Origin of the sequence: Pseudonocardia sp. CA-142604 (genome assembly GCF_050948475.1) — a bacterium.
Lineage (GTDB): Bacteria > Actinomycetota > Actinomycetes > Mycobacteriales > Pseudonocardiaceae > Pseudonocardia > Pseudonocardia alaniniphila.
Map to the genome: position 1 here is coordinate 259,836 of NZ_CP192045.1, position 24,958 is coordinate 284,793.

Consider the following 24,958-nt stretch of genomic DNA (forward strand, 5'->3'; position numbering starts at 1 on the left):
CTGGTGCATGCGCATGCGCATATGTCACCCACCACTCCGGTGAGGTGCTGAGTGTCACCCTCGGTGATCCGACTCCGCCCTCGTCTACGGTGGTGGCGATGACGACGATGCTCACCTGGCAGGCCGATGGAGGCCATGGGCTCGAAGGTGCGCGCCTGCTGCTCCAACCCCACGGCTATCGCGCCCTTGGCCGGATGGTCAAGGCAGAGCCCGAAGGCGACTTCACCGCCTCCTACCGGCTGATCGTCGGTGAGGGCGGCGAGCTGGTGCGGCTCTCGGTCACCGCGGCCACCGCGGAGCGCGAACGTCACCTGACGATCAACCGCACCGACGACGGCATCTGGCTTCTCGACACCGGCACGGGCGGCGGCACCACCCGCGCCGACTTCGCCGGCATCGTGGACGTCGATCTCGAGTACAGCGCGATGTTCAACACCTTGCCGATCCGCCGTCTCAGCCTGCACCGGCAGCCCGGTGAGCACCTGATCCGGATGGTGTTCGTCTCGTTGCCCGCCCTCGACGTCGAGGTGGTCGAGCAGATCTACCGCACCGTGTCCGTGCTGGACGAGCACACGGGCGAGGCGGTGGTGGAGTTCCGCACCGGCGATTTCGTGGCGGAGCTGGTGGTCGACGCCGACGGCGTGGTTCTCAGCTACCCGGGTATCGCCACGAGGCTCCTGCAAGGGTCCACGCCCGCGGCCGGCTGACCCGGCGTCCGGGCAGGGCCTCAGTCCTTCCAGCCGACCACGGCGTCACCGCGGCGGCCGATGTCCCGCAGCGCCGACAGCGACGAACGACGCTTCACCTGCACACCCTGCGGGTCGCGGGCGGCCGCCCACCGTTGCCGTCCGGCGTGCCCGGCGCGCACCGTGGCTGCCAGACCTCCCGTCGAGGCCAGCGCCCCGCGCATCGCGCCGAGCCGGCCCAGTGCGTCGTCCACCGCCCCGAGCAGGGCGTCGCGGTTGCCCTCGCACATCGCGAGCACCAGTTCCGGACGGGTGCCGGCCACACGGGTGCCGTCGGCGAACGAGGACGCGGCGAGCGCCAGCGGCAGCTCGTCGTCGCCCGCCGCGCCCACAGCGGCGAGCACAGCCGCGAGCAGGTGCGGTAGGTGCGACACCCGGGCCACGGCGATGTCGTGCTCGTCGGTGGCCGCGGGCACCACGCGCGCCCCGCACGCCCATGCCAGTTCGGCGACGTCGGCCCATACGTCCAGGTCGAGACCGTCGTCGGCGGCCACCACCCACGCCGCGCCTGCGAAGAGGTCCGCCTTGCCCGCTGCCCAGCCGGACTCCGCCGTGCCGGCCATCGGGTGGCCGCCCACGAAACGGGCCCGCGGGGCGTACCGCTCGACGGCATCGGCCACGGCGACCTTGACGCTCACCGTGTCGGTGAGGCGGCAGGCCGGCGCCACCGCGTCGACCCGGCGCAGCACGTCGGGCAGCGCCGGGAGCGGCACGGCCAGCACGACGAGTGCGTCGGTCTCGGCTGCCCGGCGCAGAGCCGCGTCGGTGTCGGTGGTGACGTCGAACTTGTCTGCATGCGCGTCCGCCGCATCCGCCGCGGTGCTCGCGCCCCACACCGTCCGACCGGCCTGCTCCGCGGCCCGCAGGAGCGAGCCCCCGATCAGCCCGGCGCCGATCACGCACACCGCACGTTGCGTCACCCCACGAGAGTATTCGCTGCGCAACCCCGGTCAGTCCCGGGCCAGGGCCGCCGCGACGCGCAGCACCCCACGCTCCTCCAGCTTGACGCCGACGATCTGCACCCCGGCCGGCAGGCCGCCATCGGGAACGTCACCGGGCACCGACACGGCGGGCCACCTCGTGAGGTTGAACGGCAGCGTGAGAGCGAGCAACTGCGCCCGAACGAGCACGTTGCGGCCGTCGACGTCGACGTCGGCCACTCCCAGCGGGGTGGCGCGCAGCCGTGTGGTGGGCAGGACGAGGACGTCGACGTCCCCGACGGCCTCCCGCATCGCGGCCGCGAGCCTGCGCCTGGTCCGCAGCGCGTCGACGTACTCGCGGGCCGGCTGCTCGGCATAGTGCAGGAGCCGTTCCCTGGTGACGTCCTGGTAGCCCTCCGGGCGCTCGGCGAGCCACGTCGCGTGGGTGGCGTAGGCCTCGGCGCCGACGATCACCGGGTAGGTGGCGGCGAGCTCGTCGATCATGGGTGTGCTCACCTCGACCACGGACGCGCCGCGGGCCCGCAGCGTCTCGACCGCGGCGTCCACAGCTGACGTGAGCGCCGGGTCGAAGGCCCGCCAGTAGTCGTCGACGAGCACGCCGACGCGGACACCGCTGACGCCGGGGGCCTGGATCCCCCCGCCGGTGCCGTCCGGCCTGCTCAGCACGTCCCAGGCCACTCCGGCGGCGTGCACGTCCGCGGCGAGCACGCCGACGTGGTCGCAGGTCTCGGAGAGCGGGAACACGCCGTCGGTGGAGAGCGTGCCGAAGGCCGGCTTCAACCCGACGACGCCACACAGCGCTGCCGGCGTTCGGACGCTCGCACCGGTGTCGGTGCCGAGGGCGAGGGGCAGATGCCCGGCGGCGATCGCGGCCGCAGAACCCGAGGACGACCCGCCGGTGATCCGGGTGCGGTCATGGGGGTTGAGTGCCGGGCCGGTGGCCGCGGCGTCCCCCGTGGGGCCGTAGGCGAACTCGTGGGTGTGCAGCTTCGCCACCACCACCGCACCCGCGGCGCGCAGCCGCGCGACGACCGGGGCGTCGGCGGTGGCCGGTGGTGCGTCGGCCAGCACGTTCGAGCCCGCTCTTGTCGGCAGCCCGGCCACGTCGAACAGGTCCTTGACCCCCACGGCCACGCCGTGCAGCGGCCCGCGCCACTCGCCGCGGGCCAACTCCTCGGCGAGCTCTTTGGCCTGCGTGACGGCTCGCTCGGCGTCGAGCGTGATCACGGCGTTGTGCTGGTCGGCGGCGAGGCGGTCGAGAGTCTCGGTGACGTGCTCGACGGGAGAGAGTGCGCCCGAACGGAGGGCCATCCCGAGCTCGCGAAGTGAGGCGATCACGGGTTCATCCTCACCCAAGACCTCAGCAACCGTACGTCGAGCACGCTTGCGACCTACTTCGCGAGGGCGTCCAAGGCCAGTCCGGCGTAGACGGCCACTCCGGACGCCATCGCGTCCTCGTCGAACACCACGCGATTCGAGTGGTTGGGCGGAGCGGTTCCCGGATGGACGTTCGGCGGGCAGCCCCCGAGGAACGCCAGAGCACCGGGCACCTCGGCGAGCACGTAGGAGAAGTCCTCGGCGCCCATGATCGGGGTGTCCATCGTGACGACACGATCGCGCCCGAGCACCGTGTGAGCGAGCTTGCCGACCCGGTCGGCGGCGTCGGCGTCGTTCACGGTGACCGGGTAGCCCGGCTCGATGTGCACCTCCGCGGTGCAGCCGTGAGCCATCGCGATGTATCGGCAGACGCGTTCGATCTCGTCGTGCACGGTGGCGCGGGAGGTCTCCGAGAGGGTGCGCACCGTGCCTTCCATGAAGGCCGTCTCCGGGATGATGTTGTTCGTCGTTCCCGCGACGATCCGCGCGATCGTCAGCACAACGGGGTGGTGCGCGCTGACCCGCCGCGTCACCGCCGTCTGGAGTGCCCCCACCATCGCCGCGGCAGCGGGCAGCGGGTCGAGTGCGTCGTGCGGGGCGGAGGCATGGCCGCCCCGGCCACGGACCGTCACCGTGACCGCGTCGGCGGCCGCCATCAACGGCCCCGGACGGACGTGCACCTCGCCCGACGGGAGTGTGGCGCTGATGTGCAGCGCGTAGGCGGCGTCGGGGCGCCCGGCAGGCCCGGTGCGGTCGAGCAGGCCCTCGTCGATCATGTACCGGGCGCCGTGGAAGCCCTCCTCGCCGGGCTGGAACATGAAGAGCACCCGTCCGGCGAAGTCGTTCCGCCGCGCGGCCAGCACCCGGGCCGCCGAGGCGAGCATCGCCACGTGCGTGTCGTGACCGCAGGCGTGCATGGCGCCGTCGGTCTCGGAGGCGAACGCGAGCCCCGTGTCCTCGGCCAGCGGGAGCGCGTCCATGTCGCCGCGCAGGAGCACCGTCGGCCCGGGGCGGGCACCCTCCAGCACGGCCACCACCGAGCTGACGGAACGACCCAGATGGACCTGTAGCGGAAGGTCCGCGAGGGCGGCGACGACCGCATCTCGGGTGTGGGGAAGGTCGAGTCCGAGCTCGGGACGGCGATGGAGGGCGCGGCGCAGCGCCACCGTCCGTGGCTGGACGCCGCGAGCCTGGGAACGGAGGGTGGTGAGCAATGCGACATCCGGTGGCATGAGGGCGATCTTGGCAGCTCTGGCAGGTGACGAGCAGGTTCACTTCTAGTTGTGGTTTGGACCACAGTCGGTCGGAGGCTTACCGTAGTGGCATGGCGGTGCAGAGCATCGAGTCGCGCGCAGAGGTGCGTGAACAGGCCCTGCCCGGATATGCCGTAGCGGCTATCCGGGAGGACGGGCAGTGGCGTTGCTCGCGGATGTCGGCCGAGGCGCTCGTCGACCTGGACACGGCGATCACCGAGCTGAGGGAGCTTCGCTCCACCGGAGCGGTGCTGGGTCTGCTCGATGTCGACGACGAGTTCTTCGTGCTGTTGCGGCCCACCCCGGGCGGCATCTCGCTGATGGTGTCCGACGCCGTCGCGGCGCTGGACTACGACGTGGCGGCAGATGTCCTCGACCTCCTGCGGCTGGAGCTGCCGCCGGAGGACGAAGCCCTCGACGCCCCTCCGTGGCCGGAGGGCGACCTCGCGATCCTCGCCGATCTCGGGCTTCCCGCCGACGAGCTGGAGGTGCTCGCGGGCGAGGTCGAGCTCTACCCCGACGAGCAGCTGGCCGCGATCGGGCGCCGTTGCGGGTTCGCCGATGCGCTCGCCGAGGTCGTCGACGCGCGGTGACCCCAGCGTGGGGCGCCGGCTCGGCGTCCACCGGTCCGCTCTCCGCCGCAGCGGACGAGGCGCTGGTACGGCGCGCCATCGAGGTGGCAGGGGCCGCGCCCCGCACCGGTGACGTGCCGATCGGGGCCGTGGTCGTCGACGCCGAAGGGCGCGAGCTTGCCGTGGCGTGCAACGCCCGGGAGGCCCTGGGCGACCCCACGGCACACGCCGAGATGCTTGCGTTGCGGGCGGCTGCCGCTGCGCGAGGGGAGTGGCGCCTCGAGGGCTGCACCCTCGCTGTCACGGTCGAGCCCTGCACGATGTGTGCGGGAGCGATCGGGCTCGCCAGGGTGGCGCGCGTGGTGTTCGGGGCGTGGGAACCGAAGACCGGTGCGGCGGGCTCGCTGTGGGACGTACTGCGCGATCGCAGACAAAACCACCGTCCCGAGGTGGTCGGCGGGGTACTGGAGCGGGATTGCGCTGCCCTGCTGGAGTCATTCTTCGCGGGCTTCCGCTGAGCACGCGCTAGCCTGCGCCAGTGGAGCAGGTGGTGGTGCAACAGACCCGCGTCGGGGCGTACGTCGTCTGTGTGCGTGATGGTTCGCTGCTGCTCGTCCGGTTCAGCCGCAGCAATCGCTGGACGTTGCCCGGTGGCGGGCTGGACCACGGTGAGCGGCCTGAGGACGGCGCCGTGCGTGAGGTCGAGGAGGAGACCGGCCTGCAGATCGTGCTCGGCCCGGTGATCGGGGTCGACTCGACGCGCTGGGACCGGTCGCACGACGGCAACCCGATCGACATGCACGCCCTGCGGATCCTCTACACCGCCGAGGTGATCGGCGGCTCGCTGCGCGACGAGATCGGCGGCAGCACGGACCGCGCAGAGTGGGTGCCGCTCGCCGAACTGGCCGACCGGCCTCACATCGGGTTGGTCGACATCGGGCTCGCCGCCGCAGGCCACGCCTGACCGCTACACCGCCACCGTCCGCAGGCCTACGGCCTCCGCTGCCGCGATCTGCCGACGGTCGTGGGACAGCATGACCCCGGCGTCGAGCCGCAGGGCTGCGGCGTCGTGCAGGGCGTGGAGGCTATGGCCTCCTCCACGAGCAGCTTCGCGGCTGCGGACGTCTCCACGTAGACGATCAACGGTCGCCGCGGAGGTCGTCGAGGTCATCCTGCAGCGGATGGTCCAGCCGTACACGCGGGAGGTCGGCGAAACCACCCTTGACGGCTGCTCGCCGGATCGGCAGCACGGCTCCGGGCCGGCGCGGCGGCGGGACCAGCACGGCGACGACCTCGCCGTTGTTCGTCACCTCGATCGTCTCGCCTGCCTGCACGTCGCGCAGCACCGCGCTGCTGTTGTCGCGCAGTTCGTGGTGCGAGATCGTCCTGGCCATGTGCCCACCCTGGTAATCACACCAGCCGGCCCGCTGCGATCACCCGGGAGAGGAACTGCCGGGTGCGTTCGTGGACCGGATCGCCCAGCACCTGACCCGGAGGGCCCGACTCGAGCACGCGGCCGCCGTCGAGGAAGCACACCCGGTCGGACACCTGCCGGGCGAACCCCATCTCGTGCGTGGCCATGAGGATCGTGATGCCCGTCTCGGCCAGCTCCCGGACGATCGTGAGCACCTCGCCGACCAGCTCGGGGTCCAGGGCCGAGGTGATCTCGTCGAGGAGCAGCAGCCGCGGCCGCACCGCGAGCGCGCGGGCGATCGCCACCCGTTGCTGCTGACCACCCGAGAGCCGGTCCGGATAGGCGTCGGCGAACGCGCCGAGCCCGACCCGGTGGAGCAGCTCGTGGGCCCGCTCGTCCGCCTCGGCTCCCGGCACGCGGTGCACCACCCGCGGCGCCAGCGCCACGTTCTGGACGGCGGTCATGTGCGGGAACAGGTTGAACGCCTGGAACACGATCGCCATGCGCCGCTGGGCGGCGGCGACGTCGGCGCGCGGGTCGGAGACGTCCACGCCGTCGAGGAGGATCAGCCCGTCGTCGATCTCCTCCAGCAGGTCCACGCAGCGCAGCAGGGTGGACTTTCCCGAGCCCGACGTACCGATCAGCGTGACCACCTGATGCTCGTCGACGCCGAGGTCGACGCCGTCGAGCACGGTGGCCGCGCCGTAGCGTTTGACCATTCCGCGTACCTCGAGCACGGGGGTCATGACCATCCCTGCCTGCGGGCGGCCCGCGCGGCCACGGCGTCGGCGACCCGGCCGGTCGGGATCGCGAGCAGCACGAACAGCAACGCCGCCACCACGTACGGCGTGAAGTTGAACGTGCGGGCCGACTCGATCTGGGCGGCGCGGATCGCGTCCACGGCACCGAGCACGGAGATCAGTCCGACGTCCTTCTGCAGCGCCACGAAGTCGTTGAGCAGCGGTGGCAGCACGCGGCGCACCGCTTGCGGCAGCACCACCAGCCGCATCGACTGGCGGTGGGTGAGCCCCAGCGAGCGCGCGGCCGCCCGTTGCGAAGGATGGATCGACTCGATGCCGGCGCGGAACACCTCGGCCACGTACGCGGAGTACACAAGGATCAGCGTGATCGTCCCGAGCACCGCGGTATCGGTCGGCACGCCGGTCAGCCGCAGCGCCGGCAGCCCGAACCCGATCAGGTACAGCGCGATGAGCAGCGGCAGCCCACGGAACAGGTCGACATAGCCGGTGGCCAGCGCCCGCACCGGGAGGAACACCGGTCCGCGCAGCGTGCGCAGCACCGCGATCACCAGCCCGAGCACCAGGATCCCGATCTCGGCCACCACGAGCACACGGATGTTGAGCCAGAGGCCGTCGAGCACTGCGGGCAGTGACGCCCAGGCCGCGTGCGCGTCGAAGAACGTCTCGCGCACCCGCGGCCAGCCCGGCGAGCTCGTTATCCCGACGCCGACCACCACGGCGAACACGAGCGTGGACGTGAACGCGACCAGGGTGGAGCGCCGGGCGCGCGAGCGCCGGTAGGCGAGCCGCTCCCGCGCGAGGGGGCTCAGCTCCGTCGCGCCCGGCGCCGCACTCACCGCAGTTCCGGCGCCGACCCCGCCGAGGCGAGCCACTGCTGCTCGAGCTGGTCGAGGGTGCCGGCTGCCCGTAGCCGGTCGACGGCGTCGGAGACGCACTTGGTGAGCGGGCTGCCCTTGTCCAGGATGGCGCCGAACTGCTCGGGTGTGCCCGGGGCAGGCGGGAGCTGCCCGATGATCTTGCCGTCGGTCAGCTCGGCCGAGGTCATGTAGAACGCTGTGGGCAGGTCCACGACGATCGCGTCGACCTGGCCGTTCGTGAGCGCGAGCTTGGCGTCGTCGTTGGTGTTGAACACCGCAGGCTGGGTTGCGGGTGCGATCTGGGAGACGATCGCCTCGTAGCTGGTGCTGCCCACCTGAGCACCCAGCCGGGCGGTCTTCAGCCCGTCGATCGAGGTCGCGCCGGCGAACCGGCTGGACGCCACGGTGACCACGGCCTGTTTGACGTCGTAGTAGGGGGCCGAGAAGTCGACGGCCTGCCGCCGCTCGTCGGTGATCGAGAACTCGGTGAGGTTGAGGTCGAAGGTCTTGGGCCCGGGCTGGATGGCGGCGTTGAACGGCACGCGGGTCCAGGTCACCTTGTCGTGGGGATACCCGAGCTGGTCGGCGATCGCGTAGGCGACGGCGCTCTCGAAACCACGGCCCGACGTCGGGTCGTCGTCGATGTACCACGGCGGGTAGACGGGCTCGTCCGTTCCCACGGTCAGGGTGCCGGCGGTGCGGGTCGGTAGCGCCCCCGGTGCGCACGAGGCGCCCGCGGCCGGTGCGTTGTCGTTGGTGTCTGCCGGGGCGCAGCCCGCGGCGAGGACGAGCGCGACCGCCACGAGCAGACGCCGGGCGGGGAGTGGAGAGGGCACGGGGCGATTCTCGCCCGTGAGAGCAAGCGGCGTCGATGATCGCCGCCACGCGGCGGTACCGGGACAGGGCGCGCACGTGCCGCGCACCCCGGCCCGGGACCGCCGGGGGCGGTCAGTGAGTCTGAGGCCGCCCCAGCCGCTGCTTCGTCGCCTCGACATCGAGACCGTGCAGCCGCAGCAGGTTCTCCCCGAGGATCTTGCGTTTGGCCTGGTCGGTGAGCTGTGGGTAGCCGTAGCCGTCGCAGAGATCCTGTGGGATCTGGAAGTCCATGAACGCCTTGATCGCCCACTGCGGGTGGAAGATCGGCGCCTCCGACCCGTAGACGATCTTGTCCTCGCCGCACCAGAACAGCAGCTTTCCGAGGATCTCGGCGAACATTCGCGGCGCGCGGACGAGGAAGTTGATGGTCGCCGCGAGCGAGGCGTGCAGGTTCGGGTATCGGATCAGCTGCCAGCACGTCTCGTCGATGAACGGCAGCCCGACGTGGTAGATCACGAAGTTGATGTCCGGGAAGTTTGCGGCGGCGCCGTCCATGTCCCAGGTCTGGGTGTGTTCGATCGGCTGTGGGCCCAGCGGCACACCCTTGTGCACACCGATCAGGTTGACGCCGAGCTCCTGCGCCTTCTCGAAGATCGGGAATGCGACCTTCGGGTCGTCCATCCGCCAGGGGAACGGCGAGCCGTAGTCGTAGCGGACGTTGTAGAACTTGAACGCCTTGGCACCGAACTCCTTGACCTGGCGTTCCATGAGGTCGAGCGCCTTACGGCCCTCGAGCGGATTCACCGAGCCCCACAAGATCGTGCGGTCGGGGTCACGGGCGGCCAGCTCGGCGCATTCCTCCCACGGCGAGAGACCGTCGCGGTAGAGGTCGGTAAGGGGCAACGGCATGGCCACGAGCATGTCCGTGTCGGACTGGTCGTAGATCATCTGCCGGATGTCCGACGGCGTCCAGTCCTTCAGGAACTCGTCCGCCGAGAGCTTCGGTTCCGTATCAGGGGTGAGCGTTGCGTGGAAGGCGTAGAGGTGGTTGGAGAACATCTCGCCCGGTTTGCCGAAGGCGTTCTTGGGCGAGAAGTTGAACGGGTGTGCGACCCCGTCGAACACGAATGCGTCGCCGATCATCAGATGGCCTCCTCGACCTGGGGACGGTGCGCCGCGACGTAGGCGTCACGGTCGGGCACGGCGGTGGGGGTGGGCAGGAAGCGGAGCTTGCGCACGGCCGACTCGGACAGCCGGTCACTGGTCCAGGCCTCGTCCCAGACGATCTCGACCTCGGCGCTCTCCACGCCGGGCTGCGCCGTGATCGCCTCCTCCACCTCGGTGAGCACGCGAGACGCGAACGGGCACCACCCCGATGTCAGCAGCAGTTCGACCCTGGCGTGGCCGTCGCGCACGGCCACCGACCGGAGCAGGCCCATGTCGACGACCGATATGCCCTTCTCCCGGCAGCACGGGTCGTAGACGTCCGACAGAGCGGCGGTGGCCCAGTCGGGAACGGCCGGATGTGCGGCGTGCGGATCCATGCAGTGATCGTGTGACGCCGATCTCATGACCGGAAGAGCGGTGATTTCAGATGGTGCGCCGACCGGTCAGGGCAGCCTCACTCGACGGTGAGCGCCCGCGAGACCCGCGCGGCGCACGCGCGGAGGGTCTGGCGGGGCACGTCCGGGCGCCGAAGCGCTCCGGGCGACGTGACCACGCCGAGCGCGCCGACACCGTCCACTGTGGTCACCGGCGCGGCGAGGCAGCAGACACCCACGGCATACTCCTCGTCGTCGACGGCGAGGGCGTCCGGAGCCGGAAGCCGGTCGCGGAGCCGTCGGCGGTCGACGACGGTGCGCGGGGTGAGATCGTGCAACGGGTGCCGGGCCAGGTAGTCCTCCCGGTCCGCAGCGTTGAGCTGGCCGAGGATCGACTTGCCCAGCGCCGTGGCGTGTGCGGCATGGTGGATCCCGACCCAGAGGTCGATGCGCGGCGCCCGCGGGCTGTCGATGATCTCGACGACGACGATCTCGCCGTCGACGTGGCGGGCGAGGTAGACGGCGCTGCACAGTTCGTCGCGCAACCACTCCAGAGCCGGACGGGCTCGCGCGACCCCACGGGCGGCCGTCCCGTGGCTGCGTACGACGTCGATCCGGTGCCCCAGCACGTACGACCCGTCGTCGAGACGCTGCAGGTAGCCCTCGTGGGTCAGGGTGCGCAGCAGGTGGTAGGTGGTAGGGAGCGGCAGCCCGGTGGCCCGTGCGAGCTCCTTGGCGGGCGCGCGACCGTCCCGCTCGGCGACGACCTCCAGCAACCGCAGGGCACGCTGCACCGACTGGATGAGGGTCGGACCGCTCTGCTCGCCCACGTCACCGCTCCTTCGCGGGGTGTCCCGCTCCGGAGCCTGGCAGAACGTCGCCGTGATGGGAACGGCCGGCCCGCGCTTTGCCCGCCGGACCTGATCGTCGCAGGCTGTCCGGGCTCTGCGAGGACCGTGCGAAGCGCGCGGACGGCACCTTGTAAGCTCATCGGCGGTAGCGTGTCCGAGCGGCCGAAGGAGCACGCCTCGAAAGCGTGTGAGGTGCAAGCCTCCGTGGGTTCAAATCCCACCGCTACCGCCAGCCTCACCAGGCGAAACGCCGGGCCTCCCCTTGAGGGAGCGCCCGGCGATCGTCGTTTCGGTGCACTTCTGGTTGCATTCGCCACGCTACGCCCGGGGGCGTCCACAGGAGTCCGCCGACCTGCGTGGCCACATCGCGCCGCACGGCGGCCACGACGTGTTGGTACCGGGCCGCCATCGCGGTGCTCGACCAGCCCATGACCGATATGACCGTCCGCTGCGTGACTCCGGGCAGGAGCAGCACCGTTGCCGCGGTGTGCTGGGCAGCGTGGAGCCGGCGTTCTGGGACGCTGGCCCGGTCAGGGGGCGGGGTCCTCGGGGAGGTCTACCCCATCACTCGACCGGGCAGGGTCGTGTCGCCGCCGAGCTCATCGGCCGGCGTCCCAACCGGCAGGTACCGCGGTACTGGGAAGCCGGAGCGAGCGATTGTTAGAGTGGCGTCGGGTCCGCAGGCTGCGAACGAGAGGAGACATCCGGTGCTGGGCTGTCTCGCCTCGTCGGCTCTGCTGGGGTCGGGTGTCCAGGTATGCGTGATGTTCTCGCTGGAGCACCGTCCGATCGGTACGAACGGCTACGTCAGCACGTGGGGCGCGATCGCGAGCGTCTGCCCCCCGAAGAACTGCTGAGCCTGCCGCTGCGCGGAGGCGCACCACTGGCAATGGCCGGTGTGCTAGCACGTTCCTTCGTACTGCCCGGAGATGTCTCTTCATGGCTTCACGAATCTTCGATGCCCTGCGTTCGGACCTGGTCAGTGGATCACTTCTGATCGGCGCGGCCGTCGTGGCGCTCGTATGGGCGAACTCGCCGCTGTCCGACTCTTACGAATCCATGCGCTCGTTCACCTTCGGGCCCGCCGCCCTCCACCTGGACCTGTCGGTTCAGGCGTGGGCGGCCGACGGGCTGCTGGCGGTGTTCTTCTTCATCGTCGGCAACGAGCTGAAGCAGGAGCTCGTCCACGGTGAGCTGCGCGACCCGGGCCGTGCGGTGTTGCCCATCGCCGCCGCGCTCGGTGGCGTCGCGGTGCCCGCGCTGGTGTTCCTCGCCGTCAACGCCACCACGTCCGGGCAGGCGATCGGTGGGTGGGGCATTCCGATGGCTACCGACATCGCCTTCGCGCTCGCCGTTCTCGCGGTGATCGGCCGGCACCTGCCCCCCTCGCTGCGCACTTTCCTGCTCACCGTGGCCATCGTCGACGACATGTGCGCGGTTCTGGTCATCGCCGCCGCGTACACCACCGACCTGAACCTGGCCGCCCTCTCTGGCGCCGCGACCGCCCTCTGCCTGTTCGGCTACCTGCAGAACACCCGGGCTCGGGCTGTGGTCCGCGTCCGGGCGGTGGTGCCGGGATGGCTGTTGTTCGGGCCGCTCGCGTCGGTGATCTGGGCGCTGATATATGCCTCCGGGGTGCACGCCACGATCGCCGGCGTCGCGATGGGTCTGCTAATGCGCACTCGCCCCCGCGACGGCGAGATGGTCTCGCCATCGCACCGTATGGAAGCGGTGCTGCGGTCGTTCTCCGCCGGGATCGTGCTTCCGTTGTTCGCCCTGATGTCGGCCGGGATCTCGTTGTCGGGTGCAGGAGGCTTCTGGACCAGCGCTGTCACCTGGGGCGTGCTCACCGGACTCCTGGCGGGCAAGTTTCTGGGCATCTTTGGCGTCTCTTGGCTGACCAACTGCTTCACCAACGCCCGCCTCAACCCCCAGCTCGCCTGGGCGGACGTCGCCGGGATTGGAGCCCTGGGTGCGATCGGCTTCACGGTCTCCCTGCTGATCTCCGAGCTCTCCTACACCAATGACGCTCATCTGACTGACGCGAAGGGCGCCATCCTGCTGGCCTCCGTTGTCGCCTCGCTGCTGGCTGCCCTAATCCTGGGATTCCGCAGTCGCCATTATCACCGCCTCGGTCAGTACTGCGGGAAGGAGGCGGTGCGGACGCTGGAGTGACAGCTCTTGTGGTCATCGTCACTGCGTTCTCGGGCGGCAAGTGCTGGCTCAACGTCGACCTGTCTGCACTTTAGCGGCATTCATCCATGCCCTTTCCCTAGGCAATGGAGCGCGGCCCTCGGGATTTCAGAAAGCTAGCTTCCAGCGCCGCATTCGTTCGCGACCAGTGGCTCGTTCAGGTGTCCCGCTGTAGGCCTCGGGCGTTTGACTTTCGCGGTTAGGCGGTGCTGGTGGCGGTCTGAACCGGTTTGGCATGTCCTCGTCCTCGTCCGCGTCCTTAAGGGCGCAGATTTCGGAGTCGCTTCGGTGATGTCAGCCTTTAGAGATCAAAAGCTAGTCGAGTTTCGCGAGAGCCTCATCACTATCCCGCCTAAGTCTTCGCGAGAATTGCGAGCGACTCCGACAATTGGGGTGGTGTCGCCGGGTCCGTCGGCGGCCTGCGCGATCTAGGGCGCCTGGGAGTGTGGCTAATAATGTCATGAGCAATATGAGTGGTGAGGTCGTAGCGCTCAGTACGTGGTGTTGGATCTTCTGTGATCGGAGTGGTTCTGATGAGTGACACCGTTGCGGGCCTGCTTCAGGTCGCTCTGCTGCTGGTGCTGATCGGAGTGTGCTACGTCCCGTTCGGCGACTACATGGCGAAGGTCTACAGCTCAGATAGGGATTGGCGCATCGAAACCGCGCTGTACCGGCTGATCCGGGTGGACGCCGCGGCCGACCAGCGTTGGCCGACGTATGCGGCCGGGCTGCTGGGCTTCTCGTTCGTCTCGATCGTGCTGCTTTATCTACTGCAGCGACTTCAGCCGCTGCTGCCCATGTCTTTCGGGCGTGGTGCGGTGGTTCCGTCGATGGCGTTCAACACGTCGATCTCATTCGTGGCGAATACCAACTGGCAATCCTATATACCTGAACAGGTCCTTGGAAACACGGTCCAAATGGCTGGCCTAACCGTTCAGAACGTAGTGTCTAGCGCAGTCGGAATGGCTGTTGCGGTGGCATTGATTCGCGGCTTTGTGCGCTCCAGAACGGACCGGATCGGCAACTTCTGGGTTGACCTGACTCGCGGGTCCGTGCGGATCCTGCTGCCCTTCTCACTCGTCGCGGCGATCCTGCTGATGGCTATGGGTGTCACGATGTCTCTCCGGTCCGGGACGGTCATTACCGGAGTCGACGGATCGTCGTATATGTTGCCGATGGCGCCGACGGGGTCACAGGAGGCGATCAAGGAGCTCGGCACGAATGGCGGCGGGATCTTCAACGCCAACTCGGCGCACCCGTTCGAGAGCCCGAACCCGCTGAGCAACTTGTTCGAGATCTTCCTGCTGTTAGTGATACCGGTTTGTTTGACCAGGACCTTCGGCGCGATGGTGGGCAACCGTCGGCAGGGAACAGTACTGCTGTCGGTGATGGGCGTCCTCTGGGGTGCAATGTTAGCCCTGGCGTGGTTCGCCGAGACCCATCCGAACGGGTCTGCCACCATTGCCGCCGGTAGCGCGATGGAAGGGAAGGAGGTCCGATTTGGCGTTCCTGCCTCCGTGTTGTTCGGTGTCTCGACGACCGGGACCTCGACCGGAGCAGTCAACTCGCTGCACGACAGCTACACCGGTGGCGCCGGTGGGGTGACACTGCTGACCATGCTGCTGGGTGAGGTGGCGCCCGGCGGGGTCGGCTCCGGCCTCTACGGGATATTGGTGATCGCAGTTATCGCGGTGTTCTTGGCCGGTCTGATGGTCGGGCGCACCCCGGAGTACCTCGGCAAGAAGATCGGCCGGCGGGAGGTCACCGCAACCGCAGTGTCGCTCCTGACCATGCCGACTCTGGTGCTAATCGGAGCTGGTCTGGCGATCGCGCTGCCAGGAACGCTTGACGCGCTGAACAACGACGGAGCCCACGGCTTCTCAGAAGTGCTGTATGCGTATGCCAGCGCGGCGAACAACAACGGGTCTGCGTTCGCCGGGATCACCGTTACCAGCAACTTTTTCCAATCGACACTCGCGGTTGCGATCTTGTTCGGTCGTTACGTGCCAATTCTGGCGGTGCTGGCCCTGGCGGGCTCGCTCGCCAAGCAGCGTCGGGTCGATGCAGGAGCCGGAACGCTCTCGACGGACAAGCCGCTGTTCGGTGTGCTTGTTGGCGGCACAGTCGTCCTGGTCTCCGCTCTCACCTTCTTCCCGGCGCTCGCGCTGGGCCCGCTCGCGGAGACACTCAGATGAGACCCGCACCCTGGCATGGGAGCCATTGGTCTCTATTTCCGCCCCAGACCGATCAAGGCCATCCTGTTCGCCACGGGCGACTGCCTCGACGTCGCCTACGGTCTCCTCTGACCGGCCCGGGTCGCGATGGTCGGTCACCCCAGCCGTGCGGCGCGGGTCAGGAGGTGGCGCCTCTCGGGTTCGCTGGTGGTCCGGCGGGCCGCCTCCTGGTAGTCGGCGCGCGCCGCGTCGTGGTCGCCGGCCATCTCCAGCAGGTGGGCCCGCACGGACACGAGGTGGTGGGACGCGGAGATGCGCTCGTCGCTCGACAAGGCGTCGAGCACGGCCAGCCCGGCCGCTGGCCCTTGCACCATCGCCACCGCCACCGCCCGGTTGAGCGTCACCGTCGGGTTGGGCGCCACCCGCTGCAGCAGGGTGTAGAGGGCCAGGATCTGCGGCCAGTCGGTCGCCTCGGCGGTGGGTGCCTCGTCGTGGACGGCGGCGATGGCGGCCTGGAGCTGGTACGAGCCGAGCGGGCCCGTCGACAAGGTATCGGTCACGAGGGCCACACCTTCGGCGATGGCGTCGGTGTCCCACAGCGTCCGGTCCTGGTCGCTCAGCGGCACCAACGACCCGTCCGGGGCCGTGCGGGCCGGGCGACGGGCGTCGGTCAGCAGCATGAGAGCCAGGAGCCCGGCCACCTCGCCGGCGCCGGGGACCAGCCGGTGGAGCTCGCGGGCCAGCCGGATCGCCTCATCCGTCAGCTCGGCCCGCACCAGCCGGGTCCCCGACGTGGCCGTGTAGCCCTCGTTGAAGACGAGGTAGACCACATGGAGCACGACGCCGAGCCGCTGCGCCTGCTCAGCCGGCGGCGGTAGCTCGAAGCGGGCCCCGGCTGCCTTGATGCGCTGCTTGGCCCGGCTGATGCGCTGCGCCATGGTCGCCTCGGGCACGATGAAGGCCCGGGCGATCTCGGCGGTCGACAGGCCACCGACGGCCCGCAGGGTCAATGCGACCTGCGACGGGGGCGTCAGGGCCGGGTGGCAGCACAGGAACAGCAGCGTGAGGGTGTCGTCGCCGGTGGGGCCGCGGGCATCGAGGTCGCCGCCGGCCAGGGGCGGAGTGCGGAGGGCATCGGCCTCCTCCCGCCTGCGGCGGGCGGTGTCGCTGCGCAGCTGGTCGGCGAGGCGACGCGACGCCACCGCCACCAGCCACCCTCGCGGATTCTCCGGCCACCCCTGCACCGGCCACTGGGCCGCGGCCGCCACCAGCGCCTCCTGCACGGCGTCCTCGCAGGCGTCGAAGTGACCGTAGCGGCGCACCAGCGCACCGAGCACCTCGGGGACCAGCCGCCGGACGGGCCGCCAGTCGGTCACGGCTCCACGTTGGCCTCGTGCATGAGCGGCCGGACCTCGACGCCCCAGTAGCGGGCCGCCGGGTTGCGGGCGGCGATCTCCAGGGCTCGTTCCAGGCTGTCGCAGTCGACGATCGTGAAGCTGCCCAGGTGCTCCTTGGCCTCGGCGTAAGGGCCGTCGGTCACAACCGGCGTCCCGGCCGTGGCCCGGACCATCTTGGCGTTCACCTGGTCGGCCACGCCGTAGGCGCCGACCAGTTCGCCCGACTCGAACAGCTCCTGGTTGAGGGCGTCGGTCTCGCGGATGATCTCGGCGAGGGTCTCCGCACCCACCGAGCTGAAGGCTTCCTCGTTGCCGTAGATCAGCAGCATGTACTTCACAGCTCGCTCCTCTCTCACTGCTCCGGCTGGGCCGGTCCGACCAGGTCGCCACTGGCGCCGCGATCGTCCAGCACCAGCTTCGACCGCCCGGTGACGGTGTAGCGAATGTGGGTGACCTCGGGCGCCTCGACGACCCGGGTCGGGACCAGCTCGATGCCGTCGTCAGCGCCGAGGCCGAGGCTGGGGTCGAACAGGCGCTGGCCGTCGCCCAGCAGCACCGGGGCGATGTGCAGCTCGAGCTGGTCGAGCAGCCCGGCGGTCAGCACCTGGCGCAGGAGCTCCCCGCCGCCGGCCACCGCCACGTCCTTGCCACCGGCGGCGTCCCGGGCCAGCTCGATGGCTCGCGCGAGTCCTTCGGTGACAAAGGTGAAGGAGGTGCCACCCTGGCGTTCGAGCACTTCCCGTGGCCGGTGGGTGACGACGAACACGGGGGCGTGGAACGGCGGCTCCTCGCCCCAGGGGACCTCGCCGCCGTCGAACATGCGCCGGCCCATGACGTAGGCACCGGCGGCCGCGAACGTCTCCTCGATGATCTCCGAGCTGATCGACTGCTCGCCGCCGGCGAAGCCCTGCCGCTCGCGCCAGGCCACGGCGTCGACGGCCCAGCGGGTGACCCGGAAGAAACCGGGCGCTTCGGGGCCCCGCATCCAGCCGCTCATGTCCTGGGCCCGAGTGTCCCGCGGTCCGGTGTAGAAGCCGTCGAGGGACACCGACATCTGGGCGGTGACCTTGGTCATCGTTCGTGCTCCTCGCATGGTGGCGGCCCCGTTGGCCGCCGGCACCGAGAGGTCGGAGCCGACCCACCGTTCTCGACACACGTCGGCAAGAAAATCCGAGACGGTCAGGTGGTGCCTGACACGGGGGTCTTCTCGTGCAGGCACCAGTCGAGTGCGGCCGGCCATGGGCCGTATCCGTCGGCGGGGGTGATGTGGCCGGCGGCGGGGAGGACGTCACAGTCCAGGTCGAGCGCGGCGCTCCACGCACGCGGGTCGGCCGGCGCGTATGGATCGGTCTCCGAGACGACCACATGCGGCGGCTTGGCCGACGCGGCGGCGAGGAGCTCACGGTCGACGCGCTCGAGCTTGAACTCTTCGTTGCCGTTGGCCGCGGTGAACGCTTGCTCACCGAGCGGGGACACCAGCAGCACCCGAGTGACGCGCAGGTCGGCAGGCAGGGTCTGAGCGGCCTGCAGCCACAGGGCACAGCCGAGGGAGTGACACACCACGACACGTTCGTGGTCGCCGAGCTGGGCCAGCTCGGCGTGCAGGAGATCGATCCATTCGCTCATCGACGGCTTCTCGGGCGCGGGAAACTGCGGATAGAGCACCTGCTCGCCCCGCTGGCGCAGGGCCTCGGTCAACCACCACAGCCAGTGCTGCCGCGGGCGGCGGTGCTGCACGCCGTGCACCATGAGAAAGCGCCGCGCCGGCGGAGGCGAGCTGGGCATCTCGGTCATCTGTCTCCTAATTCCGTTCCCTCGGTCCTCCATCGTTCTCCACGCCCTGCCGGCCGCCTCACGGGCGGCCGCGCCGTCGCTCCGCGATGCTGGTCATCGGTCATCGCGGCATGGTCACTGAGGCCAGGAGGCCATCGATCCCTCGGGTCAGTCCCGATGGTCGACGATATTGACAACGTTGCCGTCGGGGGCCCGGACGAGGAATCGCCGTACTCCCCAGTCCTCCTTCGTCAACGGCCGCACGATCTCGAAGCCCAATTCCTGCGCTTCCGCGTAGGCGGAGTCGACATCGTCTGTGAGTACGGAGACGACCGAGTCCTCGGGGGACGTGGCGTCGCGGGTGACGAGCTGGATGTACGCGCCGGTTTCGGGGGAGATGTAGCGAGCTACCCACCCCATGTTGAATCCCTCGGTGCTCAGCCCGAGGTAGTCGGTGTAGAAGCTCTTCGCTGCGTCGACGTCGGCCACCCGGAGGTTGGCCACGATGCGGTTAACGCGCATGGGATCCTCGCTGTTCGCTGTCCATCGCTCTCGGTCGCTAACGATCCACCCCGCGCCGCCGCCCGCAAGGGCGCTTCCGGCGTCGTTACGCAAATGGCTTTCAACCAGCCTTGCCCGATACACCCGATGAGGCCCGAATGCGGGAGCTGTTCGCGGCGTCCGCTAGTCGCGGACAGCTGCGATCGCCTCCACCTCGACCAACTGGTCGTCGTAGCCGAGGACCGTGACGCCCATGAGCGTGCTCGGGACATCGTGGTCGCCGAAGGCGTCCCGTACGACCTCCCACGTGGCGACGAGGTCTGCTCGGCGGGAGGAGGCGACGAGAACGCGGGTGCTGATCACATCCTCGATCGTGGCTCCGGCCTCGGCGAGTGCTGTGCGCATGTTCTCGACGGCTTTGGCGGCTTGCCCGGCATAGTCACCGACGGCCGCGGTAGTGCCGTCGGCGTTCAGCGGGCAGGCTCCAGCGAGGAAGATCAGCCGAGCGTCGGCCGGAGCAGTCGCGGCGTAGGCATACTCGGCGACATCGGAGAGGGATTTCGAGCGGATCAGGGTCACTGCCTTGGTCATCGGTCCTCAAGCTAACCGATCTTCTCGACGTGGACTAACGGTGCCCTGCGGCGCCGAGCTGAACGGTGAGTAGATCGACACTCTCGATCAGGCGATCATCTCGTGAGGCACGGCGAGATCTTCTGACCGGTAAACGCGGCTGATCGTCGCCGGATCATCACTCGCGCAGGCCTCGGCCACGCGGTCCAGGAGTGTGTCGTACTCCGGGCCGGTCAGCCCCTTGTACGAGGCCTCCATGCGGCCCCATTCGTCCCACGGCAACATCTCCAGCTTGGAGAGCGACGCAAGGTCACGGATCGCGTTCCCGCGGATTTCGCCCACGCCCCACGCATGGTCGACGTCGGCGACGCCGAAGGTGTCCGGATCGATCGAACCGCTGCGATGCAGAGCCCACGCCTCTCCTCCGGTGAGAAACTGCCCGGGCGCGAGGTCCTCCGGCTGATCCACGATGTCCTGACCGAGCATCTCGGAGTCGATGCGGACCCACCGCCGATCCTGCGGGAGCCAGTACTCCGTGATCCAGTGGTCGACGCTCCGTGCGGAGATGAAGTAGGTCGCGAAACCGCACCGCGCTCTGGCCGGTATGCCGCGCAGCCGTAGGAGCGCGGTACTCAGGGTGGCGAAGTGGCGACAGGTGCCGACCACTCGGTGCTCGGGCGCCCGCGGGTGATGAAGGGGAGCGGGATCGAGAGCTGAGAGGGCCGTGATCAAGTGGTGAACCGGTCGGATGGCTCGCTCGGTTCGTCGTCGTTCCGGCAGGCCCTGAGCGGCTGCCTCGTCAGGTTGGATGACCAGGCCCTGTGCCATTGTGCAGATCCGTACCGCGTCGCCGGGGAGATCGTCGGCGAGCCGCAACTGCTCCGGCTCGAAGCTGGTAAGCGGACCGGGCTCGCTGTAGCTCCGCAGGTCGACAGCCACGATCCGGATGCTAACGACATGCGCGTCTGTAGTGCCTATGGATCAGCAAATCTGGGCTCGGCCGGGCAGGTCCCGGTGCCGCGCACAGAGGTGTCACTCCACCAGGGGGTGCGGCTCGCAAAGTTGCGTGCGTATGGGTGCAGGGCAGACGTGGATGCTTGCCACGGCCACCTGGCCGGTCCAGGCTGAGAACGAAGACGGCAAGGGCGAGTCGATCCAGCACCGATTCGCACACAATCCGGGACGATCAAGAACGATTACACCGGTGACGTCGCCAACGACCCTTGACGGCCGGTACCGGCAGAAAACGCACATCTGCGATCGGACCTGCTGAAGCGCAGACCAGGGGGCCGCCAGGGTGCCTTCATGGTGCGCCCGAACGGTAAAGCGCGGCGGTCATCCCGTGCACACGACCCAAGGAGACCGCGATGAGCACAACGGATGTCCGGAGCAACGGCCCGAGCGGCAAGGACGTCGACCTGAAGCTCGAGGTGGTGGTCATCTCGGTCTCGGATGTCGACCGCGCGAAGGATTTCTACGGGGGCCTCGGGTGGCGCCTCGACGCCGACTTCGCCTTCGACAACGGCTTCCGGGTCGTCCAGTTCACGCCACCCGGCTCGGGCTGCTCGATTCAGTTCGGGACGGACATCACCCCGTCCGCGCCCGGCTCGGCCAATGGCCTCTACCTGGTCGTCTCCGACATCGAGGCTGCGCGTGACGGGCTCGCGGCTCGCGGTGTCGACGTCAGCGAGGTGTTCCATGCCGGGACGCCGGGCGCTCAGTTCCAGTCCGACGGCAGCGGTCGCGTCAGCAAGCCTGCGCCCGATCGTGCCAGCTACGGTTCGTTCGCCACCTTCAGCGACCCGGACGGCAACGGCTGGCTGGTCCAGGAGATCACGACGCGGCTGCCCGGCCGGGTCGACGCCGCCGACACGGCATTCGCATCGGCAGCGGATCTCGCGAGCGCGCTTCGGCGTGCTGAGGCCGCCCACGGCGAGCACGAGAAGCGGACAGGTCAGGCCGATGAGAACTGGCCCGACTGGTACGCCGAGTACATGGTGGCGGAGCGAGCCGGGACGGAACTGCCGACGTGAGCGGCTACCCCGTCATCGTGCTCGGCGGTCTGTCGGAGTGAGGAGGAATCATGACGAGCACAACCAATCCTTTCTCCGCTCAGCGCGCACCGGAACTACTCGGACAGACCGTCATCGTGATCGGCGGCAGCGCAGGAATCGGGCTGGAAACGGCACGACGCGCCCGAGCCGAGGGTGCCGAAGTCATCATCACGGGCCGCAATCCCGACCGGCTCGAACAAGCGGCGCTGGAAGTCGGCGCGCAGAGCACCGCAGCCTTCGACGCCAACGACGACGCTTCGCTGGAGAGGTTCTTCCAGGACCTGCTGGCGCCGATCGATCACGTGATGGTCACGGCAGGCGGCCCTCGATACGGACCCATGCTCGAGATGGACTCGGCCCAGGTGCGTGACGCGATCAGTGACCACGCGGTGCTGGCGCTCGCGGTCGCGCGCAGCGCCGCCGGGAAGATGAGGCCCGGGGGCACGCTGCTACTCATGGGCGGCACCGGCGGCCGGCGCATCGGGCATGGCCTCGGGATCGTCTCCGCCGCCACCGCCGCGCTACCTCCGTTCACGGCAGCCCTCGCGCTGGAGCTCGCGCCGGTTCGCGTCAACCTCATCGCCGCAGGCTTCGTCGACACCCCGTTGTCGGCATCGCTGCTCGCAGACCGACTCGAGGAGCGCCGCAATGAGCTCCGGGAGAAGCTCCCGATCGGCCGCGTCGTCGGCCCCGCCGACGTCGCAGCGCTCGCTGTCCACATCATGAGCAACACGGCGCTCACCGGCGCGACGTACGACATCGACGGTGGCCAGCAGTTCGTCTCATGACACGCAGGCCTGGCCCGCGATCACAATGAGCGTGTAGCGACTGCGCTGCGTCTGTTCGACGAGGCGGTGCAGGCAGCGGTCAGGAGCCCGGCCGCGCCGAGGGCTGCGCTGATCCAGATCGGCGCATGCGCCGACTGCGTGGCGTCCAATGCAAGTCCGCCGAGCGCCGGGCCGAATGCAGCCCCCACGTTGAACGACGCCGTCGCGTAGCTCCCGCCGAGCGTCGGAGCATCGGTGGCCAACACGAGCGCTCGGGCGATCACGGTGGAACCGACGGCGAAGGACAGCGCGCCCTGCACCCCGATTGCGATCAATGCGGCGGTGGGGTGGCCGGCGGTGAGAGCGAAGGCGGTCCAGCCGAGAACCAGCATGATTCCGCCGAGCAGGATGACGATTCCTGCGTGTTGATCGGCGAGGCGACCGGCTGCCGTCACGCCGACGAACGACCCGATTCCGAAGAGCGCCAGCCCGATCGGCACCCAACTCGGGTCGAGACCGGACCGGTCGGTCAACACCGGAGCCAGATACGTGAACGTGCAGAACGTGGCTCCGTTGACCAGCGATCCGACCAGCAGGGTGAGCGCCAGACTCGGCCGCCGCAGGGCGCCGAGTTCGCCGGCCACTCCGCCGACCCGGTGTCGACCTGCGGTCGCGGGAACGCCGAGCACGACCCCGATGATCGCGGGCAGCGAGATCACTGCCACGGCCCAGAACGCCGAACGCCAGCCCCATGCCTGGCCCAGCAATGCCCCAGCGGGCACGCCGACCACGCATGCCAGCGTGGTGCCGGCCAACAGGAGCGCTGTCGCACGTCCGGTCCGCTCGCCAGGCACCATGCGAACAGCCACGGCGAGCGCCACGGCCAGGAAGCCGGCGTTGGCGAGTGCTGAGATCACCCGGGTCGCGAACAGCACGGTGAACGAGGGTGTCAGTGCTCCCACGACATGCACCGCGACGAACACGGTGAGAAAGGCCAGGAGCGCGGCGCGAGGCGGGAACCGGCGGCACAGCACCGCCATCCCAGGGGCTCCGACGATCATTCCGACGGCGAAAGCCGATGTCAGGGATCCGGCAGCCGCCGTAGAGATCGCCAGTTCAGCGGCGATCTCGGGAACCAGGCCGGCGAGCATGAACTCCGATGTCGCTTGCGCGAACACCGCTACAGCGAGCATGTACAACGCAACAGGCATGACAGAACTCCGCAACCACGAGGGGAGACCGTCGCTGGGGCGCGCCGGAGTCATCACGACGCGGCGCCACGCAGGCGGTCAGGAACCGTGCGAGAACACGGCCTCCGGAGAGACGCCACCTGTGCCGAACACGCTCATCGAGGGCTGGAACTCGCGGCCCTGGGATCCGGACTGCGAGCGCAGGTTTGCGGCGTAGCCACCGGAAGGCCGGTGGCTACGGTCTGTTCGCCTCGGGGCTGTTCACGATCTCGACGCTATCACCGTGGTACCAGCGCATGTCCACGGCTGCGTCTCGGTCCCGCCGCGAACAGGAATCGTCAGCCGAGTCCGTCGGAGTCCATCCAACGGACGACGCGTCCGACGCAGTCGTCGATTGCTGCGGCGTCGGCGTCGTCGAGTAGGTACTTGACGATCTGCTCCAGGGCGAACGTGCCGTACCACGTCCGGGCTCGGGCGTAGGTCGCTGCGTCGACCGTCTTCGCGATCGTCGGCCAGCCGTGCCAATGGGCCAGGCAAGCGACGTCGATGGCGGGATCGAAGGGGTGGGCGAGGTCCCAGTCGAGTACACCGATGACGTGGCCCTCGGGGGACCAGTGCATGTTCTCGCCGGTGAGGTCGCCGTGGACGAGCCGGGGCGGGACGGGGTCGAGTGCCAGCACCGCAGCCGTGCGCCGGGCGGCGGAGTCTTGTAGGCGGGGTGGAAGGCGTGGAACGGCCTCGGCGAGGATCAGCTCCTCCCATCGTTCCCTGCCGGCGTAGGCATGGGGGACGTCGAGGAGATCGATCAGCGGTACCAGGTCGACCGCGGCGAGCGCGTCGAGAACGTTGCGGAGGGTCGTCGGTTCACCGTTTCCGCGTGGTGCGTAGCGGCCGGGGATCCACGACACGGCGACGGCGGTCCACTCGGACGTGGACACGACCGGGCTCAGCGGGATCGGCGTGGCGAACGGGAGCTCGGCCTTGGCCAGTGCATCGAGCAGGGCCGTTCGGCGCGGGAGTGACTCGACAGCAGGTGCCGAGCGGGCGATCCGCACGGCTGCGACGTCCGGGATGAGAACGACGTCGTGCGAGCCGCTGGGAATGACGGTGGCGTGGGCGAGGCTGGTGCTCGGCAACAGCGTCCCGACTATGCCGACCTCGCGATCTGTCGGCGGACGCGGGATCACCAGCCGAGAGTAGATCAGTGATC

At 69.4% G+C, this 24,958-nt stretch carries 28 protein-coding genes and 1 tRNA gene; 10 read left to right on the forward strand and 19 right to left on the reverse strand.

Features of this window, described 5'->3' with window-relative positions; all coding sequences use genetic code 11:
* Positions 1 to 98 precede the first annotated feature (98 nt).
* Positions 99 to 707, forward strand: a complete 609-nt coding sequence (locus tag ACQPZQ_RS01240) for a putative glycolipid-binding domain-containing protein (protein WP_433291122.1) — start codon at positions 99 to 101, stop codon at positions 705 to 707.
* Between the two features lie 20 nt (positions 708 to 727).
* Here the strand turns inward: ACQPZQ_RS01240 and ACQPZQ_RS01245 are convergent, their stop codons facing one another.
* The 3 genes from ACQPZQ_RS01245 to ACQPZQ_RS01255 are packed head-to-tail and all read right to left on the reverse strand — an operon-like array spanning position 728 to position 4,296.
* Positions 728 to 1,666: a prephenate dehydrogenase gene (locus tag ACQPZQ_RS01245; protein ID WP_433291124.1), complete on the reverse strand. Its 939-nt coding sequence runs from the start codon at positions 1,664 to 1,666 to the stop codon at positions 728 to 730.
* 30 nt (positions 1,667 to 1,696) lie between these two features.
* On the reverse strand, positions 1,697 to 3,025 hold the full coding sequence (locus tag ACQPZQ_RS01250; protein WP_433291126.1) for an amidase: 1,329 nt from the start codon (positions 3,023 to 3,025) through the stop codon (positions 1,697 to 1,699).
* Positions 3,026 to 3,078: 53 nt separating this feature from the next.
* The gene (locus ACQPZQ_RS01255) at positions 3,079 to 4,296 is read right to left on the reverse strand and encodes a M20 metallopeptidase family protein (protein WP_433291128.1); all 1,218 of its coding nucleotides are present in this window, start codon (positions 4,294 to 4,296) and stop codon (positions 3,079 to 3,081) included.
* A 92-nt stretch (positions 4,297 to 4,388) separates the two neighbouring features.
* Between ACQPZQ_RS01255 and ACQPZQ_RS01260 the strand changes: the two genes are divergently transcribed.
* From ACQPZQ_RS01260 to ACQPZQ_RS01270, 3 genes are read left to right on the forward strand one after another with little or no spacing between them, the layout of a single operon-like run.
* On the forward strand, positions 4,389 to 4,910 hold the full coding sequence (locus ACQPZQ_RS01260) for a tRNA adenosine deaminase-associated protein (protein WP_241040391.1): 522 nt from the start codon (positions 4,389 to 4,391) through the stop codon (positions 4,908 to 4,910).
* Complete coding sequence (locus tag ACQPZQ_RS01265) at positions 4,907 to 5,407, forward strand: nucleoside deaminase (protein ID WP_433291130.1); 501 nt, start codon at positions 4,907 to 4,909, stop codon at positions 5,405 to 5,407. The genes ACQPZQ_RS01260 and ACQPZQ_RS01265 overlap by 4 nt, the downstream gene beginning before the upstream one ends.
* 20 nt (positions 5,408 to 5,427) lie before the next feature.
* Complete coding sequence (locus tag ACQPZQ_RS01270; protein WP_433291132.1) at positions 5,428 to 5,853, forward strand: NUDIX hydrolase; 426 nt, start codon at positions 5,428 to 5,430, stop codon at positions 5,851 to 5,853.
* A 175-nt stretch (positions 5,854 to 6,028) separates the two neighbouring features.
* Here ACQPZQ_RS01270 and ACQPZQ_RS01275 read toward each other — a convergent pair whose 3' ends face one another.
* The 7 genes from ACQPZQ_RS01275 to ACQPZQ_RS01305 form a co-directional block, all read right to left on the reverse strand.
* Positions 6,029 to 6,283: a type II toxin-antitoxin system Phd/YefM family antitoxin gene (locus ACQPZQ_RS01275; protein ID WP_433291134.1), complete on the reverse strand. Its 255-nt coding sequence runs from the start codon at positions 6,281 to 6,283 to the stop codon at positions 6,029 to 6,031.
* Positions 6,284 to 6,299: 16 nt separating this feature from the next.
* Positions 6,300 to 7,049, reverse strand: a complete 750-nt coding sequence (locus ACQPZQ_RS01280; protein WP_433291136.1) for an amino acid ABC transporter ATP-binding protein — start codon at positions 7,047 to 7,049, stop codon at positions 6,300 to 6,302.
* Positions 7,046 to 7,900: an amino acid ABC transporter permease gene (locus ACQPZQ_RS01285; protein WP_433291138.1), complete on the reverse strand. Its 855-nt coding sequence runs from the start codon at positions 7,898 to 7,900 to the stop codon at positions 7,046 to 7,048. Before ACQPZQ_RS01285 ends, ACQPZQ_RS01280 begins: the two co-directional genes overlap by 4 nt.
* Complete coding sequence (locus ACQPZQ_RS01290) at positions 7,897 to 8,757, reverse strand: ABC transporter substrate-binding protein (RefSeq protein WP_433291140.1); 861 nt, start codon at positions 8,755 to 8,757, stop codon at positions 7,897 to 7,899. Before ACQPZQ_RS01290 ends, ACQPZQ_RS01285 begins: the two co-directional genes overlap by 4 nt.
* Positions 8,758 to 8,869: 112 nt before the next feature.
* On the reverse strand, positions 8,870 to 9,880 hold the full coding sequence (locus ACQPZQ_RS01295; protein ID WP_433291142.1) for an amidohydrolase family protein: 1,011 nt from the start codon (positions 9,878 to 9,880) through the stop codon (positions 8,870 to 8,872).
* Complete coding sequence (locus tag ACQPZQ_RS01300; protein WP_433291144.1) at positions 9,880 to 10,281, reverse strand: metal-sulfur cluster assembly factor; 402 nt, start codon at positions 10,279 to 10,281, stop codon at positions 9,880 to 9,882. The genes ACQPZQ_RS01295 and ACQPZQ_RS01300 overlap by 1 nt, the downstream gene beginning before the upstream one ends.
* A gap of 77 nt (positions 10,282 to 10,358) precedes the next feature.
* The gene (locus ACQPZQ_RS01305; protein WP_433291146.1) at positions 10,359 to 11,108 is read right to left on the reverse strand and encodes an IclR family transcriptional regulator; all 750 of its coding nucleotides are present in this window, start codon (positions 11,106 to 11,108) and stop codon (positions 10,359 to 10,361) included.
* Positions 11,109 to 11,273: 165 nt separating this feature from the next.
* On the opposite strand from ACQPZQ_RS01305, the gene ACQPZQ_RS01310 reads away from it, so the two are divergent.
* The 4 genes from ACQPZQ_RS01310 to kdpA all read left to right on the forward strand — a co-directional run bounded on the left by ACQPZQ_RS01310 (position 11,274) and on the right by kdpA (position 15,517).
* A tRNA-Ser gene (locus ACQPZQ_RS01310) sits at positions 11,274 to 11,361 on the forward strand.
* A 475-nt stretch (positions 11,362 to 11,836) separates the two neighbouring features.
* Positions 11,837 to 11,986 carry a hypothetical protein gene (locus ACQPZQ_RS01315; RefSeq protein WP_433291148.1) on the forward strand — a complete coding sequence of 50 codons (150 nt, stop codon included), beginning with the start codon at positions 11,837 to 11,839 and terminating at the stop codon, positions 11,984 to 11,986.
* An 82-nt stretch (positions 11,987 to 12,068) separates the two neighbouring features.
* On the forward strand, positions 12,069 to 13,304 hold the full coding sequence (gene nhaA, locus ACQPZQ_RS01320; RefSeq protein ID WP_433291150.1) for a Na+/H+ antiporter NhaA: 1,236 nt from the start codon (positions 12,069 to 12,071) through the stop codon (positions 13,302 to 13,304).
* 551 nt (positions 13,305 to 13,855) lie between these two features.
* Entirely contained in the window at positions 13,856 to 15,517 is a 1,662-nt protein-coding gene (gene kdpA / locus ACQPZQ_RS01325) for a potassium-transporting ATPase subunit KdpA (protein WP_433291152.1), read from the forward strand.
* Between the two features lie 134 nt (positions 15,518 to 15,651).
* Here kdpA and ACQPZQ_RS01330 read toward each other — a convergent pair whose 3' ends face one another.
* The 7 genes from ACQPZQ_RS01330 to ACQPZQ_RS01360 all read right to left on the reverse strand — a co-directional run bounded on the left by ACQPZQ_RS01330 (position 15,652) and on the right by ACQPZQ_RS01360 (position 20,676).
* Positions 15,652 to 16,872, reverse strand: a complete 1,221-nt coding sequence (locus ACQPZQ_RS01330) for an RNA polymerase sigma factor (RefSeq protein WP_433291154.1) — start codon at positions 16,870 to 16,872, stop codon at positions 15,652 to 15,654.
* Entirely contained in the window at positions 16,869 to 17,231 is a 363-nt protein-coding gene (locus ACQPZQ_RS01335; protein ID WP_433291156.1) for a YciI family protein, read from the reverse strand. Before ACQPZQ_RS01335 ends, ACQPZQ_RS01330 begins: the two co-directional genes overlap by 4 nt.
* 14 nt (positions 17,232 to 17,245) lie before the next feature.
* A complete protein-coding gene (locus ACQPZQ_RS01340) occupies positions 17,246 to 17,968 on the reverse strand; it encodes a dihydrofolate reductase family protein (RefSeq protein ID WP_433291158.1) in 723 nt (240 codons plus the stop codon).
* Positions 17,969 to 18,072: 104 nt separating this feature from the next.
* On the reverse strand, positions 18,073 to 18,687 hold the full coding sequence (locus ACQPZQ_RS01345; protein WP_433291160.1) for an RBBP9/YdeN family alpha/beta hydrolase: 615 nt from the start codon (positions 18,685 to 18,687) through the stop codon (positions 18,073 to 18,075).
* Between the two features lie 147 nt (positions 18,688 to 18,834).
* Positions 18,835 to 19,188, reverse strand: coding sequence for a VOC family protein (locus tag ACQPZQ_RS01350; RefSeq protein WP_241040413.1), 354 nt, complete (start codon positions 19,186 to 19,188; stop codon positions 18,835 to 18,837).
* A 162-nt stretch (positions 19,189 to 19,350) separates the two neighbouring features.
* Positions 19,351 to 19,758 carry a RidA family protein gene (locus ACQPZQ_RS01355; RefSeq protein WP_433291163.1) on the reverse strand — a complete coding sequence of 136 codons (408 nt, stop codon included), beginning with the start codon at positions 19,756 to 19,758 and terminating at the stop codon, positions 19,351 to 19,353.
* 87 nt (positions 19,759 to 19,845) lie between these two features.
* Entirely contained in the window at positions 19,846 to 20,676 is an 831-nt protein-coding gene (locus ACQPZQ_RS01360) for a transglutaminase-like domain-containing protein (RefSeq protein WP_433291165.1), read from the reverse strand.
* 428 nt (positions 20,677 to 21,104) lie between these two features.
* Here ACQPZQ_RS01360 and ACQPZQ_RS01365 point away from each other — a divergent pair, with 428 nt between their 5' ends.
* Both ACQPZQ_RS01365 and ACQPZQ_RS01370 read left to right on the forward strand, forming a co-directional pair.
* A complete protein-coding gene (locus ACQPZQ_RS01365; protein ID WP_433291168.1) occupies positions 21,105 to 21,770 on the forward strand; it encodes a VOC family protein in 666 nt (221 codons plus the stop codon).
* Between the two features lie 50 nt (positions 21,771 to 21,820).
* Positions 21,821 to 22,579 (forward strand): SDR family oxidoreductase, encoded by a 759-nt coding sequence (locus ACQPZQ_RS01370; protein WP_433291170.1) that lies wholly within the window; start codon positions 21,821 to 21,823, stop codon positions 22,577 to 22,579.
* 20 nt (positions 22,580 to 22,599) lie between these two features.
* On the opposite strand, the gene ACQPZQ_RS01375 is transcribed toward ACQPZQ_RS01370, so the two are convergent.
* The gene (locus ACQPZQ_RS01375) at positions 22,600 to 23,769 is read right to left on the reverse strand and encodes a Cmx/CmrA family chloramphenicol efflux MFS transporter (RefSeq protein WP_433291173.1); all 1,170 of its coding nucleotides are present in this window, start codon (positions 23,767 to 23,769) and stop codon (positions 22,600 to 22,602) included.
* Between the two features lie 317 nt (positions 23,770 to 24,086).
* Complete coding sequence (locus tag ACQPZQ_RS01380) at positions 24,087 to 24,935, reverse strand: aminoglycoside phosphotransferase family protein (protein WP_433291176.1); 849 nt, start codon at positions 24,933 to 24,935, stop codon at positions 24,087 to 24,089.
* Positions 24,936 to 24,958: the final 23 nt, after the last annotated feature.

What these genes read in the sequence shown, in the direction of transcription:
- kdpA (WP_433291152.1), top strand. Translation starts at nt 13,856, where the DNA reads ATGAGTGACACCGTTGCGGGCCTGCTTCAGGTCGCTCTGCTGCTGGTG.
- ACQPZQ_RS01350 (WP_241040413.1), bottom strand. Translation starts at nt 19,188, where the DNA reads ATGCGCGTTAACCGCATCGTGGCCAACCTCCGGGTGGCCGACGTCGAC.
- ACQPZQ_RS01295 (WP_433291142.1), bottom strand. Translation starts at nt 9,880, where the DNA reads ATGATCGGCGACGCATTCGTGTTCGACGGGGTCGCACACCCGTTCAAC.
- ACQPZQ_RS01365 (WP_433291168.1), top strand. Translation starts at nt 21,105, where the DNA reads ATGAGCACAACGGATGTCCGGAGCAACGGCCCGAGCGGCAAGGACGTC.
- ACQPZQ_RS01255 (WP_433291128.1), bottom strand. Translation starts at nt 4,296, where the DNA reads ATGCCACCGGATGTCGCATTGCTCACCACCCTCCGTTCCCAGGCTCGC.
- ACQPZQ_RS01280 (WP_433291136.1), bottom strand. Translation starts at nt 7,049, where the DNA reads ATGACCCCCGTGCTCGAGGTACGCGGAATGGTCAAACGCTACGGCGCG.
- ACQPZQ_RS01300 (WP_433291144.1), bottom strand. Translation starts at nt 10,281, where the DNA reads ATGGATCCGCACGCCGCACATCCGGCCGTTCCCGACTGGGCCACCGCC.
- ACQPZQ_RS01275 (WP_433291134.1), bottom strand. Translation starts at nt 6,283, where the DNA reads ATGGCCAGGACGATCTCGCACCACGAACTGCGCGACAACAGCAGCGCG.
- nhaA (WP_433291150.1), top strand. Translation starts at nt 12,069, where the DNA reads ATGGCTTCACGAATCTTCGATGCCCTGCGTTCGGACCTGGTCAGTGGA.
- ACQPZQ_RS01240 (WP_433291122.1), top strand. Translation starts at nt 99, where the DNA reads ATGACGACGATGCTCACCTGGCAGGCCGATGGAGGCCATGGGCTCGAA.
- ACQPZQ_RS01355 (WP_433291163.1), bottom strand. Translation starts at nt 19,758, where the DNA reads ATGACCAAGGCAGTGACCCTGATCCGCTCGAAATCCCTCTCCGATGTC.
- ACQPZQ_RS01340 (WP_433291158.1), bottom strand. Translation starts at nt 17,968, where the DNA reads ATGACCAAGGTCACCGCCCAGATGTCGGTGTCCCTCGACGGCTTCTAC.
- ACQPZQ_RS01260 (WP_241040391.1), top strand. Translation starts at nt 4,389, where the DNA reads ATGGCGGTGCAGAGCATCGAGTCGCGCGCAGAGGTGCGTGAACAGGCC.
- ACQPZQ_RS01345 (WP_433291160.1), bottom strand. Translation starts at nt 18,687, where the DNA reads ATGACCGAGATGCCCAGCTCGCCTCCGCCGGCGCGGCGCTTTCTCATG.
- ACQPZQ_RS01370 (WP_433291170.1), top strand. Translation starts at nt 21,821, where the DNA reads ATGACGAGCACAACCAATCCTTTCTCCGCTCAGCGCGCACCGGAACTA.
- ACQPZQ_RS01375 (WP_433291173.1), bottom strand. Translation starts at nt 23,769, where the DNA reads ATGCCTGTTGCGTTGTACATGCTCGCTGTAGCGGTGTTCGCGCAAGCG.